Source organism: Streptomyces sp. NPDC029041 (assembly GCF_040637515.1).
GTDB lineage: Bacteria > Actinomycetota > Actinomycetes > Streptomycetales > Streptomycetaceae > Streptomyces.
Window position 1 is genome coordinate 82,981 of record NZ_JBEZWO010000016.1, and the last position, 18,195, is coordinate 101,175.

The 18,195-nt window shown below is 75.7% G+C and carries 7 protein-coding genes; all 7 read left to right on the forward strand.

Annotated elements, in window-relative coordinates; genetic code table 11:
- Window position 1 precedes the first annotated feature (1 nt).
- Genes AB0F04_RS32635 through AB0F04_RS32665 form a run of 7 tightly spaced genes read left to right on the forward strand, consistent with a single transcriptional unit; the run spans window position 2 to window position 18,178 of the window.
- Window positions 2-253 carry a phosphopantetheine-binding protein gene (locus AB0F04_RS32635; protein ID WP_362048264.1) on the forward strand — a complete coding sequence of 84 codons (252 nt, stop codon included), beginning with the start codon at window positions 2-4 and terminating at the stop codon, window positions 251-253.
- Entirely contained in the window at window positions 250-1,515 is a 1,266-nt protein-coding gene (locus tag AB0F04_RS32640) for a beta-ketoacyl synthase N-terminal-like domain-containing protein (RefSeq protein WP_362048267.1), read from the forward strand. Before AB0F04_RS32635 ends, AB0F04_RS32640 begins: the two co-directional genes overlap by 4 nt.
- Before the next feature lie 27 nt (window positions 1,516-1,542).
- Window positions 1,543-2,793 (forward strand): hydroxymethylglutaryl-CoA synthase, encoded by a 1,251-nt coding sequence (locus AB0F04_RS32645; protein ID WP_362048270.1) that lies wholly within the window; start codon window positions 1,543-1,545, stop codon window positions 2,791-2,793.
- The gene (locus tag AB0F04_RS32650) at window positions 2,790-3,524 is read left to right on the forward strand and encodes an enoyl-CoA hydratase/isomerase family protein (RefSeq protein ID WP_362048273.1); all 735 of its coding nucleotides are present in this window, start codon (window positions 2,790-2,792) and stop codon (window positions 3,522-3,524) included. Before AB0F04_RS32645 ends, AB0F04_RS32650 begins: the two co-directional genes overlap by 4 nt.
- The gene (locus AB0F04_RS32655; protein WP_362048276.1) at window positions 3,521-4,297 is read left to right on the forward strand and encodes a polyketide synthase; all 777 of its coding nucleotides are present in this window, start codon (window positions 3,521-3,523) and stop codon (window positions 4,295-4,297) included. The genes AB0F04_RS32650 and AB0F04_RS32655 overlap by 4 nt, the downstream gene beginning before the upstream one ends.
- A 34-nt stretch (window positions 4,298-4,331) precedes the next feature.
- On the forward strand, window positions 4,332-10,451 hold the full coding sequence (locus AB0F04_RS32660; RefSeq protein ID WP_362048279.1) for an SDR family NAD(P)-dependent oxidoreductase: 6,120 nt from the start codon (window positions 4,332-4,334) through the stop codon (window positions 10,449-10,451).
- A gap of 20 nt (window positions 10,452-10,471) precedes the next feature.
- The gene (locus AB0F04_RS32665; RefSeq protein ID WP_362048282.1) at window positions 10,472-18,178 is read left to right on the forward strand and encodes an amino acid adenylation domain-containing protein; all 7,707 of its coding nucleotides are present in this window, start codon (window positions 10,472-10,474) and stop codon (window positions 18,176-18,178) included.
- Window positions 18,179-18,195: the final 17 nt, after the last annotated feature.

Below are 18,195 nucleotides of genomic sequence, written 5' to 3' on the forward strand. Positions count from 1 at the left end.
CATGACCGACGAAGAGATATTCGCCGTGCTCCGCGCCCAGATCGTCGACGTCCTGCCCGAGGCGGCCGACATCGAGATCACCCTCGACCACAGCATGCGCGACCTCGGCGCCAACTCCATCGACCGCATGGACGTCGTCATCGCCGCCCAGGACGAGCTGGGCATCAAGGTGCCCAACGCGGAGCTGACCCGGGCGAACGACCTGCGTTCCCTGGTCGCGGTGTTCCGTGCGCACGCGAGCGCCCACGCGTGACACACATACCCGGCGCCGTGGCCGTCACCGCCGCCTCGGTCCTCAGCCCGCTCGCCGACGACCTCGACGGCTTCACCGCCGCGCTGCTCGCCGGCCGCAGTGCCGTGCGGCTGCCGCCCACGGACGGCGGCGGCAGCGGCCTGCCCGTCGCCGCGCTCGACGGGTTCGCCCTCGCCGACTGGGCGCGGCGGCACCTGCCGGACGATCCGGCCACGACGGCCCGGCTGCGCAAGGTCGCGGGCCGCGCCGCGCTGCCCGCGCGCACCGCCGCGTGCGTCGCGCTGCGCGCGGTACGCGACAGCGGACTGAGCCGGGACCGGCTCGCGGACGGCACCGCCCTGCTGGTCGCCGGGAGCAACCTCGCCCTGGCCCACCAGGCCGAGACCGTCCTGGGCCACGACCGCGCGCCGGGCCGGCTGCGTGCCTCGTACGCCCTCACCCATCTCGACGTCGACGTGGTCGGCGTGGTCAGCGAGCTGACCGGCATCCGCGGTGAGGGCTGGACGCTGGGCGGCGCCTCCGCCAGCGGCACGCTCGCCCTGGTGCAGGCCGCCCGCACCATCGCCGCCGGCTGGGCCGAGCGAGTCCTGGTCGTCGCGCCGGCCGCCGAACTGTCGCCCGTGGAAGCCGAGTCCTTCCGGCGGACCGGCGCGCTGGCCCACGAGCACCTGAGAGCCGAACCCACCCGGATGTGCCGCCCCTTCGACCGCGACCGCCAGGGCTTCGTCCGCGGCCAGGCGGCGGCGGCCGTCGTCCTGGAGCGGGCCGAGGCGGCCCGGGAGCGCGGCGCCGGGGTGCTCGCGGAGATCGCCGGGCACGGCCAGCGCCTGGACGCCCGGCGTGGCACCGAACCGGACGCCGAGGGGCAGGCGGCGGCCATGCGCGCCGCCCTGGCGACGGCCGGCCTCGCCCCCGGCGACATCGACTACGTCAACGCCCACGGCACCGGCTCGGTGCTCGGCGACGAGACCGAAGCCGCCTCGCTGCAGAAGGTGTTCGGCGGGTGTACGGGCCTGCGCGTGAACTCCACGAAACCGCTGACCGGCCACTGTCTGACCGCGGCGGGTCTCGTCGAGGCCGTGGCCACGATCGCCCAGTTGCGGGCCGGGTCGGTACACCCCAACCCGAACCTCGAACACCCCGTCGCGGACCTGCCGTGGGCCGGCCGGACGGCCGAGCGGCGGCCGCTGCGCACCGCCCTCAGCAACAGCTTCGCGTTCGGCGGCATCAATGCCTCCGTCGTCATCCGCGTCCAGCCCTGAAGCAGCCCTGTAGTTACGGAGAAGACCATGAAGCAGGTCGGCATCGAAGCCATCAACGCCTACTGCGGTGAGACCTACATCGACGTCCCGACCCTGTTCGCGGCCCGCGGCCTCGACGACAGCCGGATCGGCAACCTGATGATGGCGCGCAAGAGCGTCGCGCTGCACTGCGAGGACGCCGTGTCCTTCGCCGTGAACGCCGCCAAGCCCCTCGTCGACGCCCTCAGCGAGGAGGAGCGCGACTCCATCGAGCTGCTGATCGTCGGCACCGAGTCCGGGGTCGACTTCGGCAAGTCGCTGGCCACCTACGTCCACGACCACCTGGGACTGTCGCGCAGTTGCCGCCTGTTCGAGACCAAGCAGGCCTGCTACAGCGGCACCGCCGCTCTGCAGATGGCCGCCGCCGTCGTCGCCGCCAGCCCCTTCGAAGGCGCCAAGGCCCTGGTCATCAGCAGCGACGTCGCCCGCCCGGTGCCGCACACCTACGTCGAGCCCAGCCAGGGCGCCGGGGCCATGGCGATGCTGGTGAGCGACAAGCCGGTCGTCGCCGCCTTCGACCACGGTGCCAACGGCTTCCACAGCTACGAGGTCATGGACACCTGCCGCCCCGACCCGGAGCGCGAGGCCGGCGACACGGACCTGTCCCTGCTGACCTACATCGAATGCCTCAAGGGCTCCTTCACCGACTACGCGAGCAAGGTCGACGGGGCCGACTTCGTCGACTCCTTCGACCTGCTCGCCATGCACACCCCCTTCCCCGGCATGGTCAAGGGCGCCCACCGGGCCGCGCTGCGCAAGCTGAAGCGCGGCCTGTCCCCGCAGGCCATCGAGGACGACTTCACCGACCGCCTCGGCGCGGCCATCCGGTACCCGCAGCAGGTCGGCAACATCTACGCGGGCACCGTCTTCCTCGCTCTGGCGTCCACCATCGACAACGCCGTCATCGACCGCGAGCGCCGGATCGGTGTCTTCTCCTACGGATCGGGCTGCGCCTCCGAGTTCTACAGCGCCGTCGTCGACCCCGCGTCGCAGCGTGCCGTACGGGCCATGGGCATCCGCGAGGCACTGGACGCGCGGTACCCGCTGAGCATCGAGGAGTACGACGAACTGCTCACCGCGACCGCCGAGCTGAAGTTCGGGACGCAGGACTTCACCTTCGACCTCGACCGCTTCCCGCAGATCACCAAGGCGCGCTTCGACGCCGGCCGACGCCTGGTCCTGCGCGGCGTGCGCGACTACCACCGCGAGTACGTGTGGCTGGGAGGCGAGCAGCGATGACCGCCGTCACCCTGACCCGGGCCCGTGGGGTGGTCCACGCCCGGCTCGACCAGCCCGAACTGCGCAACGCCGTCACCCCGGCGCTCCTCGACGCCCTGCGCGCGGCCGTCGACAGCGCCGAGGCGGACCCGCACTGCCGGGTTCTGGTCCTGCGCGCACGGGGCGAGGACTTCTGCGCCGGCACCGACCTGTCGGACGGCGTCCCCGCCGAGGTGCCCGCTCCGGACGCGGACGAACTGCCGTACTGGACCCTGCTGGAGCGGCTGACCCGCACTCCCGTGGTCACCGTCGCCCTCGTCGACGGTGCCGCCACCGCGGGCGGCGTAGGGCTCGCCGCCGCCTGCGACCTGGTGATCGCCGGGCCGCGGGCCCGCTTCCGGCTGACCGAGGCCCTCGTCGGCCTGGTACCCGCCATGGCACTGCCGTTCGTGGCCCGCAGGACCGGTGAGCAGCGGGCGTTCTCGGCGACGTTGCTCGCCGAGGAGCTGGACGCCGCCGCGGCCGTGGCCGTGGGGCTGGCCGACACGGCCGCCGACGACGCCGAGGACGCCCTGCGGCGCGTCCTCGTGGGCCTCAGCAGGGTCGACCGTGCCACCGCCGGCGCGCTCAAGGAGTACCGTGCCCGGCTCTTCCCCCGCGACGAGCGGCTGGGCCGCGACGCGGGCCGTGCCTTTCTCGACCGTCTTGCCGACCCCGCCGTGCACCGGCTGATCGCGGAGCGTGCCGCATGACCGCACCGACTGTTCCCGCCGGTTCCTCCGTGGTCCGGCTGGCCTGGCAGGGGCCTGTCGCCGTGGTCACCCTGGACGACCCGGACGGCCGCAACACCTTCTCGGCCGGGCTGACGACGGGGCTCGTCGACTCGATCGAGCGGGCCGCCGCCGATCCGCGGACCCGGGCCGTCGTCATCGAGGGCAGGCCCGAACTGTTCTGCGCGGGCGGGACCCAGCGCGAGCTGATCAACTTCGCGCGGGGCAACGGGAGTTTCGACACCGACGACTTCTTCCGGGTGTTCGCGCGGTGCCCGCTGCCCGTGATCGCCTCGGTACAGGGGCATGCCATCGGCGGCGGGCTCGTGCTCGCGCTCTACGCCGACTTCGCCGTCTTCAGCGAGCGGTCCCTGTACGCGGGCAACTTCATGAAGTACGGCTTCACGCCCGGCATGGGCGCCACCCACCTGTTCCCGAGCCGCTTCGGGCGCGAGCTGGGTACGGAGATGCTCTTCACCGCCCGCACCTACCGGGGCGCCGAACTGCGCGATCGGGGCGCGCCGGTGCGGGTCGTGCCGCACCACGAGGTGCCGGGCACCGCCCGCGAACTGGCGCAGTCCATGACACACGCCCCGCGGGCCTCGCTCGAGCTGCTCAAACGGGAGCTGGCCGCGCCGCTGCTGGCCGCGACGGGCGAAGCGGTGGCCCGCGAGGCGGCGCTGCACCGCACCTCGTTCCGGCTGCCCGAGGTGATGGAACGCATCGTCGGCGCGTACGGCGCCGAAGCCCACTGACCGAGCACCGGCAACGAAGGAACCGAAGGACGGCATGGACGCGAAAGAGATCCTGACCCGAGTCAAGACCGGTGCGCTGGACGCCGCGTCCGCCGCCGCGCTGCTGCGCGCCCCGAGCCCGCCCGAGCCTCCCGCGGGCGTGGACCGCGCCACCGCGGAAACGCTCCTGCGCGCCGCGGCGCTCCAGGCCCAGGCACCGGCACCGGCACCGGCACCGGAAACGGCGACGGGGGCGGGGGCCGGACCGGGCCCGTCCCGACCCCCGGCGGCGGCTCAGGCTCCGGGTCCGGCGCCCGCGCCGTCCCCCGCCGGGTCCGCTCACCGGTTCGAGCCCGTGGCCGTCGTCGGCTACAGCGCCCGGTTCCCCGGAGCCGATGACGCCGACACGTTCTGGCAGCGGGTCCTGGACGGGGACGACCTGGTCACCGAGGTGCCCGCCGACCGGTGGCGCGTCGGTGAGCACTACGACGCCGACCCCGGCGCGGAGGGCAAGTCGGTCTCCAAGTGGGGCGCCTTCGTGGACGGCGTCGACCGGTTCGACGCCGACTTCTTCCGGATGACGCCGCGCGAGGCGGAACTCACCGACCCGCAGGCCCGCCTCTTCCTCCAGGAGGCCTGGCGCGCCCTGGAGCACGCCGGGCAGCGCACCGGCTCGCTCGCCGGAGCCCGGGTCGGCGTACACGCCGGCGTCATGATGAACGACTACCAGGACCTCATCGAGCGGGAGAGCGCACACACCCGGCTGGCCCAGGTCATGCAGGGCAACTCCAACTCGCTGCTCGCCGCCCGCATCGCCTACCACCTCGACCTCAAGGGCCCGGCCGTCACCGTCGACACGGCGTGCTCGTCGTCCCTGGTCGCCCTCCACCAGGCGTGCCAGTCGCTCTGGCTCGGCGACGCGGACATGATGCTCGTCGGCGGCGTCACCCTCTACCTCACCGAACTGCCGCACGTGTTCATGAGCCGCGCCGGGATGCTCTCGCCCGGCGGGCGCTGCCGCCCCTTCGACGCGTCGGCCGACGGCATCGTCCCCGGCGAGGGATGTGCCGTCGTCGTCCTCAAACCCCTGTCGAAGGCGCGCGCCGACGGCGACCCCGTGCACGCGGTGATCCGCGCCAGCGGCCTCAACCAGGACGGCAGGACCAACGGGATCACCGCGCCCAGCGCCGCCTCGCAGGCCCGCCTCATCGGCGGCACGCTCGACCGGTTCGGCCTGGACCCGCACGGCATCGACTACGTCGAGTGCCACGGCACCGGCACCCCGCTCGGCGACCCCATCGAGGTCACCGCCCTCAACCAGGTCTTCGCCCCCGCCGGCCGCCCCGCGGGCAGCGTGCCGATCGGCTCGGTCAAGGGCAACGTCGGGCACACCTCCGCCGCGGCGGGCCTCGCCGGACTGCTCAAGGCCATCGGCGTCGTACGGACCGGACAGGTGCCCCCGTCGCTGCACTGCTCGCCCGACACGCTCAACCCGGGCATCCCCTTCGCCGACGGACCGTTCACCGTCGCCACCGAACGGCAGACGCTGCCCGGCACCGGGGGCCGGCCGCGCCGCGCCTGCGTCAGCTCGTTCGGCTTCAGCGGCACCAACGCCTACGTGGTGGTCGAGCAGGCCCCGCCCGTCGCGCACACCCCGGCGCCCGACGGCCCGGTCCTCGTACCGCTGTCCGGCCGCCGCCCCGCGGCGATCGCCGACCGCGCCGCCGAACTCGCCCGCTGGCTGCGTTCGCCCGGCGGCGCCGACGCCGCCCTCCCGGACCTGGCGCACACCCTGTCCTGCGCCCGTGACCACCACCCGTACCGGACCGCCCTGCTCGTCGCCGACCGGCCCCAACTCCTGGACGCGCTCGACCGGCTGACGGCGGGCGACAGCGACGACCGGCGCATCGACGGGCCGGCCGCCGAGACGCGCGAGGTGGACCGGGAGGCCCGCCGGGCCCGCGCCGCCCAGGTGGAGCGCCTCCTCGACCGGGCCGCCGACGAGCCCGGCCACCCCGGGCACCTTCGCGAACTCGCCCGGCTCTACACCGAGGGCCACGACGTCGACTTCACCCGGCTCTGCCCGCCCGGCCGCCACCGGCGCATCCCGGCCCCCGGCTACGCCTTCGCCCGCGACCGCCACTACGTGACGGCGGCGGAATCCGCGCCGGGCGAGGACCAGCGGTCCGGCCTGGACGACCTCGTCCTGTACACGCCCGGCTGGCAGGAGGACCCCCTGCCGGCCGAGGCGCCGAAGCCCGCCGGCGGACCGCTCCTCGTGCACGACCCCCAAGGCGACCTCGTCACCGCGCTCGACGGCACCGGCCTCGACGCGATCGACACGGTGCGGGCCACGAACCCGGACGCCGTCACCCTCGTGGTGCGCCTCGGGCCGGAACCGGACGCCGACACCGCCGCGTTCGCCGCGCTGCGCACCGCGCTCGCCGCCTTCCGCACGCAGCGGCTCACCGTCCTCCTCGTCACCGCCGACGCGCTGAAGGCCGACGCCGCCCGCGCCCTCGTACAGACACTGCGCCAGGAGAACCCGCGGCTGGACGGGCGGGCCCTGCTCGTCGCGGACGACCTGGCCGCCGCCCCGGCCGTCCGAGGCGAACTGGCCGTTCCGCAGGCGGAGTGGGGCCACCTCGCCGAGGTGCGCGACGGCCGGCGGGCCCGCCGCGTGCTGCGCCCCGCCGCCCTGCCCGGACAGAGCTTCGTCCCCCGCCCCGACGGTGTCCACCTGGTCACCGGCGGCATGGGCGGCATCGGCCGCGTACTGGCCCGCCGGCTCGCCGCGCGCCCCGGCACCCGCGTCGTCGTGTGCGGGCGCACCCCCTGGGACGAGCTGGATCCGGCCGAGCGCCCGCCGGCGGACGGTTCCGGAGGCATCCGCTACGTACGCGCCGACGTCACCGCCCCGGACGGCGCCCGGGCGCTGGTCGACGACATCCTCAGCCACGAGGGCGCCCTGCACGGCGTGTTCCACGCGGCGGGTGTGGTGCGCGACGCGTACCTGCTGCGCAAGACCCCCGACGACGTGGCGGCCGTGCTCGCCCCCAAGACGGTCGGTGCCGCTGCCCTCGACGAGGCGACGGCCGGGCTGCCGCTCGACGTCTTCGTCCTGTTCTCCTCGGTCGCCGCGCTCGGCGGCAACATCGGCCAGGCCGACTACGCCTACGCCAACGGCGTGCTGGACGCCCTCGCCGAGCACCGTGCGGATCTCGTCGCCGCGGGGGAGCGGCACGGGCGGACCCTGTCGGTGCAGTGGCCGCTGTGGGACGTGCCGGGGATGACGATTCCCGACCCGGTGCGAGAGGTGGTCGAGGAGCGCGTCGGCATGGTCCCGCTCCCCGCGGACCTGGGTCTGCGGGCACTGGAACGGCTGCTCGGCGCGGACGGCCCGTGCGTCGTGTCGCTCTTCCACGGCCGCGCGGACGCCTGGCACCGAAACCTGGCCGACCTGCACCTGCTGCCCCGTCGCCGGACCCCCGCCCCGGCCCCGGCTTCGGCTTCTGCACCGGTCCGGGTTCCGGGTGCGCTCCCGGCCTCGGCCCCGCCCCCGCCGGCCTCCTCGGCCGCCGCGGCCCCCGAGGGCCTGCTGGAGCGGGTCTGCCGCACGGTCGCCGACACCCTGGGCCACGACCCGGCCGCCGTCGGCCCGCACACGTCCCTGGAAGCGCTCGGCCTGGACTCGGTGATGATCCGTACGCTGGCGTCGAAGCTGAGCACGCACGTGGCGCCCGTCGGACCGGAAATGCTCTTCGGCCTGCGCGATCTCACCGAGCTCGCGGACCACCTGGCCCGCCTCGCGCCCGCGCGGGAGCCCGCCGCGCCGCCGCCCACGACGCCCGCCGCGCCGCCGCCCACGACGCCCGCCGTCCCGGCCCCCGGGAATGCGCCGCACCCCGGTGCTCACTCCGGTGCCGAACCCGGCGCGGACCCCGGTGCTCACTCCGGTGCCGAGGACGCCGTGGCCATCGTCGGCCTCGCCGGCCGTTATCCCGGAGCGGACGACCCCGAGGCGTTCTGGGAGAACCTGCTCGTCGGCAAGGACACGGTCGCCGACCTGCCCACCGGCCGCTGGCAGAACACCGGCGGAGTCCGCGCCAAGGGACACTTCCTCGACGGCGTCGAGGCGTTCGACCCCGCGTTCTTCGGCCTGTCGCCCCGGGAGGCCGCCTTCACCGACCCCCAGGAGCGGCTCTTCCTGGAGGTCGCCTGGGAGGCCCTGGAGGACGCCGGGCTCGCCGGCGCCCGTCTCGACGCCCTCACCGCGCCGGACGGCGAACCGCGCAGCGTCGGTGTCTTCGCCGGCATCACCTCCGCCGACTACCCGCTGCTCGGCGCCGAACGCTGGGCGGCGGGCCACCGGGACATGCCCTCCGGCCACTACTGGTCGCTGCCGAACCGGCTGTCGTACCTGCTCGACCTGCGCGGCCCCAGCCAGCCCGTCGACACCGCCTGCTCGTCCTCGCTCGTCGCGCTGCACCAGGCCGTCGAGGCGCTGCGGCGCGGCGAGTGCGCGGCCGCGCTCGTCGGCGGCGTCAACCTCTATCTGCACCCCTCCCGGTTCCGCATGCTGCGGCAGTCGGGGTTCCTCGCCGAGGACGGCCTGTGCCGCAGCTTCGGCGCGGGCGGCGCCGGGTTCGGGCCCGGTGAGGGCGCGGGGGCCGTCGTCGTCAAGCCACTGGCCCGCGCCCTCGCCGACGGGGACACCGTGCACGCCGTGATCCGCGGCACCGCCGTCGCCCACGGCGGCCGCACCAACGGCTTCACCGCGCCCAGCCCGTGGGCCCAGGCCCGGGTGCTGCGGGAGGCCCTGCGCCGCTCCGGCGTGGACCCGGCCACGGTGAACCTGATCGAGGCGCACGGAACGGGCACCGCACTCGGCGACCCGGTCGAACTCGCCGGGCTGCAGGAGGCGTACGGCCGGGGTCCGGCCGTCGAGGTGCCCTGCTCTCTCGGCTCGGTCAAGTCCGCGATCGGCCACGGGGAGTCCGCCGCGGGCATCGCCGCGCTCACCAAGGTGCTGCTCCAGCTGCGGCACGGCACCCTCGCACCCACGCTGCACGCCGAACCCGTCAACCCCGACCTGAACCTGGCCGGCACACGCTTCCGGCTCCAGCACGACGCCGCGCCCTGGCCGCGGCTGCGCGATGCCGCGGGCCGCGAACTGCCCCGCCGCGCCGGCGTCAGCTCGTTCGGCGCCGGCGGCGTCAACGCCCACGTCATCGTCGAGGAGCACCTGCCACGCCCGGCGGCGGACGAGAGCGCCCCACGGCCGGACGGGCGGCAGCTCGTCGTCCTGTCCGCGCCGAGCGCTGCCCACCTCGCCGCCACCGCCGCACGCCTGGCCCGGTGGCTGACCGGCGCCGGGGCGGACACCCCGCTCGCCGACATCGCCCACACCCTGCACAGCGGGCGAGCGCTCCACGAACACCGCCTCGCCGTCGTCGCCGACTCCGGCCCCGGGCTCGCCGCGGAACTCGCCCGCTTCGCCGAGGACGGCACGGCCTCCGAGGCGCTGCGCACCGGCGCCGCCAGCACCGCCCGGGGCCAGGCTCCCGAGACCGACGACCTCGTGGCCGCCCTGTGGCGGGCGGGCCGCCTGGAGCAGATCGCCGACCTGTGGGTGGCCGGCTGGCGGATCGACCGAACGGCCCCCGACGCCGAGCGGGGACGCATCGTGTCCCTGCCGCCGTCGGCGTACCTCAGGAGCCGCTACTGGCTCGCCGAGGAGGAGCCCGAGGCCGCCCTCCGGCCCGCGGAGCCGCACACCGAACCGGCGGAGCCGCTGACCGAACCGGTGGAGCCGCTGACCGGACCGGTGGAGCCGCACGTCGAACCGGCGGAGCCGCACACCGATCCGGCAGAGCCGCTCACCCCACCGGCGGAGCCCGCCGCACCCGCGCCGTCCGCCGCACCCGGGCCCGCCGCCGACCCCCGGCTCGACCAGCTCGTCGCGTTCGTCGGCGAACTGGCAGCGGGGCCCGGAGCCGAGGGCCCCCTCGACACCGGACGGACCCTCGTCGAACTCGGCGTGGACTCCATCGGCGCGATGAACCTGCGCTTCGAGATCACCGAGCGGTTCGGCCGGACGCTGCCGCTCCGGATGCTCAGCGAGTTCACCGTCGACGAACTTGTCGCCCACCTGTCCGCCCTGCAGAGCCAGTAGAGGGAACCGGAGAACCAGCCATGCCGCAGACCGACCCCACCGACCGGTTCGAGCCGTTCGCCCTCACGGAAGTCCAGGAGTCGTTCTACGTGGGCCGCACGCTCGACGGCGGTACCGGTGCCGGAACCCAGATCCACCTGGAGTTCGAGGCCGACGACTTCGACACCGACCGCGCCGAGACCGCCTGGAACGACGTCGTCGCCGCCACCGACATGCTCCGCGCCCACGTCCTGCCCGACGCCCGGCAGGTGGTGCGCGCACAGGTGCCCGCCCACCGGTTCGTCCGGGCCGACCTGAGCACCCTCGAACCCGCCGCCCGGGACGCCGAACTGGCGCGCCTGCGCAGCGAGGCGCTGGCCGGCTTCGACCCGCACCGCTGGCCGCTGTTCGCGATCCGCGTCGCCCGCCTGGCGGGCGGCCGGGCCAGGGTGCTGTTCACCGTGGACGAGCTGATCGCCGACGGACCGAGCGTGTCCCTGCTGCTGCAGCAGTGGTACGAGCGGTACGCGCGGGGGACCGCCGTCACGGCGCCCGCGCTCACCTTCCGCGAGTACTGCGCCGCCGGCGCCGGCGCCGAGGTGCCGCGGGCCTCCCTGGCGTACTGGCGCGAGCAGCTCGCGGACGTCGACCTCGACCGGCCGCTGCCGCTGACGGGCGGCTCGGCGTCCGGTCCCGCGCACCGGCGGATCGCGCTGCGCCTGGAGCCCGAGCGCTGGGAGCGGGTGAAGGCCGCGGCGAAGGAGGCCAGGGCGACGCCCACCGCGCTGCTGCTCGCCCTGTGCACGGCCGCGGTGCAGGGGACCGAGGGCGACCCGGCGGCGCTGCCCGTCGTCCTGACGACGTACAACCGGCGGCGGGTGCACCCCGATGTGCCGCGCCTGGTCGGCCCCTTCATCTCGACGTCCGTCTTCGTCGCGCCGCCCGCCACGGGCACGGCCGGCGAACGCCTCGAACTGGTGCGCGCCCGGCTGTGGAGCGACCTGGAACACGCGGCCGTCAGCGGGGTGCGCGCGCTGCGCGAACGCGCCAGGAACGAACCGGGACGCCGCGGCAGCTCGGTCCCGATGGTCTTCACCAGCCTCCTCGGCAGCCTCACCGCGCTGGGCGACGACCCGGACAGCTGGGCGGCGCGGGTGGACCTGGAGGCCTCCGCGACGCTCACCCCGGGCGTCCACCTGGAGAGCTGCGTCCAGGAACGCGACGGCGCCCTCCTGGTGTCGTGGGACTTCGCGCCGACCGCCGTGGACGAGACGCGGACCCGGGCCGCCTTCGGCGCGCTGCGCACGGCACTCGAGCGGATCGCGGACGAGGGCGCAGCCGCCTTCGCCCGGCCCGCCGCACTGCCCGCCGCGCCTCCCGCCGCGGGCCAGGACCCGGCCGCCGCAGGGACGGCGGAGCCCATCCCGCTCACCGAGGTTCAGTCCGCCTACCTCGTCGGCCGGATCGGCGGACTCGGCGGGGACGCCGAGACGCGGGTGTACCAGGAGTTCCTGCTCCGCCGGCACGACGTCGACCGGCTCGAGCACGCCTGGAACCGGCTGGTCGCGCACCACCCCATGCTGCGCGCCGCCGTCCACGAGGACGGCACGCTCACCGTCGCGCCGGCCGCCGCCCCGTACCGCATCGCCCGCCACGACCTCAGCGCGGCGGCCGACGCCGAGGCCGCGCTCGCGCAGACCGCCGCGCGGCTGCGCGACACCACGTTCCCGCTGGGCAGCAGCCCCATGTACGCCCTGGAGGCCAGCACGCTGCCCGACGGGACGGTCGTGCTGCACGTGGTCCTCGACGCCCTCCTCGCCGACGCCCGCAGCTTCGCACTGTTGTTCGGTCAGCTGTTCGCCCTGCACGACGGCGACGACCGGATGCCGGCAGCCCCCGCCGACCCGACGGCGCACCTGCGCGCGCTGCCCGGGCTGCGGTCCACCGAGGCCGGCCGGCAGGCCCGCGAAGTCTGGCGCGAGAAGTTCGCCGCGCTGCCCCCCGGGCCCGCTCTGCCCGAGCCCGCTCCCGGCGCGGCGCGGGCCCACCGCAGGGCACCGCTCGGCTCGTGGCGCGCCCTCACCGAACGCGCGGCGGCCATCGGTGTTCCGGCCGACATCGTCCTGCTCACCGCCTACACCGACGAACTGCGCGCCGAGTTCGGGGACGCGGGCCCCTTCACCGTCACCGTCGTCTCCTGGGACCGCCCCGGCGGGCTCGCGCACGCCGACGCGATGGTCGCCGACTTCACCCAGCTCGCCTGGGTCACCGTCGACGCCACGCTCCCGGACGCCTTCGCCGACCGCGCCCGCGCCCTGTGGGACCGGGTCCGCGCCGATCTGGAGCGGGCCGAACTGGTGCCCGGTCTCACCGAGTTGCGCACGCGTGTGTTCCGCTCCGGCGGCGCACTGCGGCTGCCCGTCGTCTTCACCCGCGTACCGGAGATCGACCCGGCTCTGCATCCCCGGGACGTGGAACTGCGCACCAGCCAGTCGCAGACCGCCCAGGTGGCGCTCGACCACGTGCCGCTGCTCGTCGGCGACGACCTGGTGGGGCAGTGGGACGCGGCCGAGGGCTCCCTCGCACCGGACCGCCTCACCGCGATGTTCGAGCGGTACGCGCGACGGGTGCGGGAGTTCGTCGTCGGCGAGCGCGAGCGCGAGCCGGCCCGGCGCCCGGCCGTCGGGCCGGACGCCGACGCGCCCGCCGGCGCCCGCGTCGACGACCGCCCGGTCGTCGTCGGGCCCGCGGACCACCGGGCCACGACACCGGCCCCCACCCTCGTCGAACTGCTCGAGGCCGCGTTCACCGGGCGTGCCGACCGGGACGCCGTCCACTACGCCGGGCACACCCTGACCTACGGCGAGCTCGACCGGCGCACCGCCCGGCTGGCCCGCCACCTGCACGCCCTCGGCGTCCGCCCCGGCGACCACGTCGCCGTCCACATGGACCGCTCCGAACGCCTGGTGGCCGCGCTGGTCGGCATCGTGCGCGCGGGCGCCGTGTACGTGCCCGTCGACCCGGCCAACCCACCCGAGCGCGTGCGGTACCTGCTGCAGGACAGCGGTGCCCGCGTCGTGGTCGCCGACGCCGCTCTCGCCGCTGTGCCCGCACAGGCCGGCGCGGTGGTGGTCTGCCCCGACCGGGAGGCCGACCGGGCCGCCCTCCACGCGCTGCCCGACACGCCGCCGGCCGTCTCGGTGGGCCCCGACGACCCGGTCTACACGATCTACACCTCCGGGACGACCGGCCGGCCCAAGGGCTGCCGCAACAGCCAGCAGGGTGTCGCCAACCGGCTGCTGTGGATGCAGGACCGCTTCCGCCTCACCCCCGCGGACCGGGTCGCGCAGAAGACGCCGTACGGATTCGACGTCTCCGTCTGGGAGTTCTTCTGGCCGCTCATCGCCGGCGCGTCCATCGTGGTGGCCCGGCCCGGCGGCCATGTGGACCCGGCCTACCTCGCACGGCTGCTGCGCGAGGAGCGGGTGACCGTCACCCACTTCGTGCCGTCCGTGCTCGGCATGTTCCTGCGCCACCCCGGCGCCGCCGACGGCACCGCGCTGCGCCTGGTGTTCACCAGCGGTGAGGCGCTCCCGGTCGCCACCATGCGGCGGTTCTACGAGGTGTTCGACGCGCCGGGGCCGCAGGTCGGCGGCCCCGAACTGCACAACCTCTACGGGCCCACCGAGGCCGCCATCGACGTCACCCACTGGGCGTGCCGCCCCGACTGGGACGAACCGACCGTGCCGATCGGCCGCCCCGTCGCCCACACCAGCATCCACGTGGTGGACGACCGGCTGCGCCCGGTCGCCCCCGGCGTCGCGGGGGAGATCCTCATCGGCGGCCGGCAGGTCGCTCTCGGCTACCACCAGCGGCCCGAGCTGACGGCGGAACGCTTCGTCACCTCGCCCTTCCCGGACCTCGACCCGTCGCCGCGGCTCTACCGCACGGGGGATCTGGGACTGGTCGGCGAGGACGGCGAGATCCGCTACCTCGGCAGGATCGACGGCCAGTTCAAACTGCGCGGGCTGCGCATCGAGCCGGAGGAGATCGAGGCGGCCCTCGCCGAGGTGCCCGGTGTCGCGGAGGCCCGCGTGCTCCCGGTCGACGACCCGGCCTCGGGCGAACAGGTCCTGGCCGCCGTCTGCGTGTCCCGCACACCCGGCCACGCCCCGGCGGTGCCGGAGATCCGCCGCGCCCTGGGCGATGTGCTGCCCGCCTATCTGGTGCCCAGCCGTTTCTGCTTCGTGGAGGACCTTCCGTTGACGACGAACGGCAAACTGGACCGCCCGGCCGCCGCCCGGCTCCTGGGCGCCGGGCCGGCGTCCCGGCCGGATCCCGTGACGCCCGCCGCGCCGGCCCCCGTCTCCACCCCGGCGCCGGTCGCCGGAGTCGCCGCCGATCTGCGGGCCGGCATCCGCGCCGCCGTAGCCGAGGTGCTCGGGGTCGCCGAAGTCGACGACGGAGCCGACCTGTTCGACCTCGGCGCCACCTCCTTCACCATGATCCGCATCGCGCAGGAGATCGAACGTCTCACCGGCACCGCGCTGCCCGTCGACGCCCTCATCAGCAGGCCGACACTCGACGCGCTCACGGCGGCCGCCCTGCCGGCACCGGAGGAGGCGGCCACGGCCGGCGGCGCCCCGGCCCTCACCGCCCAGTACGTCGCCCGCCGGGCGGCCGAGGTACTGGGCGTGGAACAGGTCGCGGTGGGCGACGACCTGTTCGACCTGGGCGCGACATCCTTCACCATGATCCGGCTGGCCCAGGAGATCGAGGCGGCGACAGGGGCACACATCCCCGTGGACGTCCTCATCCAGAGCCCCACCCCGCGCTCCATCGCGCAGAGCGTCGCCCCGCCGGCCACGACCACCGCCACGCCCCCGCCCGCCACCGGCACGGACGTCCGCATCGCACTGGACCCCCGGGCGAAGGCCGCCTTCAAGGAGGCCAGGGTCGCCGAGCGACGGCTGCCCGCGTCCCTGCGCCGGGTCCCCGTCCCGCCGGCCGACCCCGACGAGACCCGTGCCCTGTTCGACGCCGCCTCCTTCCGGGAGTTCGCCGACGGCCCGCTGCCCGCCGGGGACCTGCTCGCCCTCCTCGCCACCGTCACCTGGGGCGAACTCGACGGCCGCGCCAAGCGCCGCTATCCCTCCGGCGGCGGCTTCTACCCGGTCCAGGTGTACGTGTACGTGGCCCCCGGCGCGGTACAGGACCTCGCCCCCGGCCTGTACTACCTGCACCCGGCCGAACGCGCCCTGGTCGCGCTGTCCCCCGACGCCCGGTACGGCACCGACCTGCACGTCCACCACAACCGTGCGCTCGTGGACGGCTCCGGCTTCGGCGTCTTCCTGGTCTCGACCCCGGCCGCCATCGCCCCCGCCTACGGCGAGCGCAACGCCACCCGCTTCTCCACCATCGAGGCCGGGCACATCGCCCAGTTGCTGCTCACCGGGGCGCCGGAGCGCGGACTCGGGCTGTGCGCGGTCGGCGAGATGGACTTCGACGCGGTGCGCGCCGACTTCGGCGTCACCGACGAGCAGGAGCTGCTGCTGTCCCTGTGGGGCGGCGCGCTCACCGAGGACACGCGCGCCCGCCGCGCCGCGCTCACCCACACCGCCACCGGGCTCCCGCGGCCCGCCGGCCAGCCCGCCGACCGATCCGCCGACCAGCCCGCCGACCGGTCCGGCCGGGCTGTGGCCGTCGTCGGCTTCGCGGCCGACCTGCCGGGCGCCCGCACCCTCGACGAACTCGACGGCCTGCTCACCGCCGCCGCCCCGGCCACCGGGCCGGCTCCCGCCCAACGGTGGGCGCCGCTGCGCTCACGGGCGCGGCGCTCCGGGGCGGCCGTCGGCGGCTACCTCGACGACGTACTCGCCCTGGAGGCGGAGGAGTTCCGCATCCCCGAGGACGAGGCCGGCGCCATCGACCCGCAGGAACGCCTCCTGCTGTCCGTCGCCCGCCGCTGCTTCGAGGACGCCGCGCTCACCCCGGACCGCCTCGGCGGCCGGGTCGGGGTCTTCGTCGGATCGATGTGGCACGACCACGCGCTGTACGGGATCGCCGCCCGCGCGGACGGGCGGGCCGAGGACGGCACCCACGCCACCCGCGGCGGCCTGGCCCACCGCACCTCGCACGCCTTCGGCCTGACCGGGCCGAGCGTGCTGATCGACAGCGGCTGCGTGTCCGGGCTCGCCGCGGTCGAAGCCGCCTACCGGGCCGTCGCCGACGGCCGCTGCGAAGCCGCGCTCGCCGCCGGATCCAACCTGGTGCTCCATCCCGACCACCTCGACGTCCTGTCCGAGATGGGCCTGCTCGCCGAGGACGGCGACTCCTGCGCCTTCACGGACCGGGCCAGCGGCTGGCTGGTCGGCGAGGGCGTCGGCGCGCTCCTGCTCAAGCCCCTCGACCGCGCCCTCGCCGACGGGGACCCCGTGCACGCGGTGCTGCGGGGCGGCGCCCTCCAGCACTCCGGCACGACCCGCCAGTTCGGCATCCCGGACCCGCAGCGGCAGGAGGCCACCATGCGGGCCGCGCTCGACGACGCCCGGCTGCGGCCCGCCGACGTGGGATACGTCGAGGCCGCCGCGGCCGGTGCCGCGCTCGCCGACGCGCTGGAGTTCACCGCGCTCGGCCGGCTCTTCGGCGACGACGGCCCCGGCGGGGCACCGGTCCCGGTCGGCACCGTCAAGCCCCACACCGGACACCTGGAAGCGGCCTCGGTCTTCGCCCAGCTCGGCAAGGTCATCGCCCAGTTCCGCCGCCTCGACGTGTACCCGACGCTGCTGACCTCGGCGGTGAACCCGGCGCTCGCCCGTGCCGCGGGCCCGGTCGCCCTGGCCGCCGACGGCAACCGCGGATGGCGCACCGCCCCCGGAGCGCCCCGCCGCGTCCTGGTCAACGGCTTCGCGGGCGGCGGCTCGTACGGCAGCCTCGTCGTCGAGGAACCGCCGGCCGTGCGGCCCGGCCCCGACGACCAGGGCACCTGGGCGCTGCCGCTGTCCGCCGACACCCCGGAGAACCTCGCCGCGCTCGCCGACAGCCTCGCCGACGTCTGGGAACGCAACCCGTCCCTGGGAGCCGGCCGTGTCGCCCGGGCCCTGCGCGAGGGCCGCACCCACCGCTCGGTGCGCGCGGGTCTGGTCACGGACGCCGCCGCGGCGGCCGGGGCCCTGCGCACCATGGCCCACCGCATCCGCACCCGCGGCGCGGGCGCCGTCGACACCGCCGCCGACGCTCCCGCCCGGGAGCGGGACACCCTGCTCGCGTGGGTCGCGGGGGAGCCGGTCGACTGGGCCCCGATCGCGGCGTCCAAAGCGGCGCTGCCGGCCACCCCTCTCACCCGTACCCGCCCGCCGCTCCCGGCCGGCCCGGCCACCCTGGCCGCCCAGGCGGAGCCCGCCGCGCCCCCGGCCACCGACGCGCTGTCCGCCCGGCTCGGCTCGGTGTGGGGGATCGGCCTCGCCGAGGAGCCGGCTCCGGCGGCGTCCGACGGCGGCGCCGCGCCCGCCGGCGACCACTTCACCCGCCTGTCGACGCTGGTCGCCGCCGAACTCGGGACCGATGTCGGCAGGCTGAGCCCCGACCAGGACCTCTTCACCCTCGGCGCCACCAGCAGGCAACTGCTGCGCCTGGCCGCCCGTATCGCCGCCGACGGCGGACGGGAGCTCCCGCTGGAGACCCTGTTCACCGCCGCCGACCTCGGAGAACTGGCCGACCGCGCCTTCCCCGCCCCCGTGACCGTCTGAGCCGAAAGCAGTGACCA

Bases quoted from the DNA above. Each gene is read 5' to 3' on its own strand.
- AB0F04_RS32645 (WP_362048270.1), top strand. From the start codon at position 1,543: ATGAAGCAGGTCGGCATCGAAGCCATCAACGCCTACTGCGGTGAGACC.
- AB0F04_RS32635 (WP_362048264.1), top strand. From the start codon at position 2: ATGACCGACGAAGAGATATTCGCCGTGCTCCGCGCCCAGATCGTCGAC.
- AB0F04_RS32660 (WP_362048279.1), top strand. From the start codon at position 4,332: ATGGACGCGAAAGAGATCCTGACCCGAGTCAAGACCGGTGCGCTGGAC.
- AB0F04_RS32655 (WP_362048276.1), top strand. From the start codon at position 3,521: ATGACCGCACCGACTGTTCCCGCCGGTTCCTCCGTGGTCCGGCTGGCC.
- AB0F04_RS32650 (WP_362048273.1), top strand. From the start codon at position 2,790: ATGACCGCCGTCACCCTGACCCGGGCCCGTGGGGTGGTCCACGCCCGG.
- AB0F04_RS32665 (WP_362048282.1), top strand. From the start codon at position 10,472: ATGCCGCAGACCGACCCCACCGACCGGTTCGAGCCGTTCGCCCTCACG.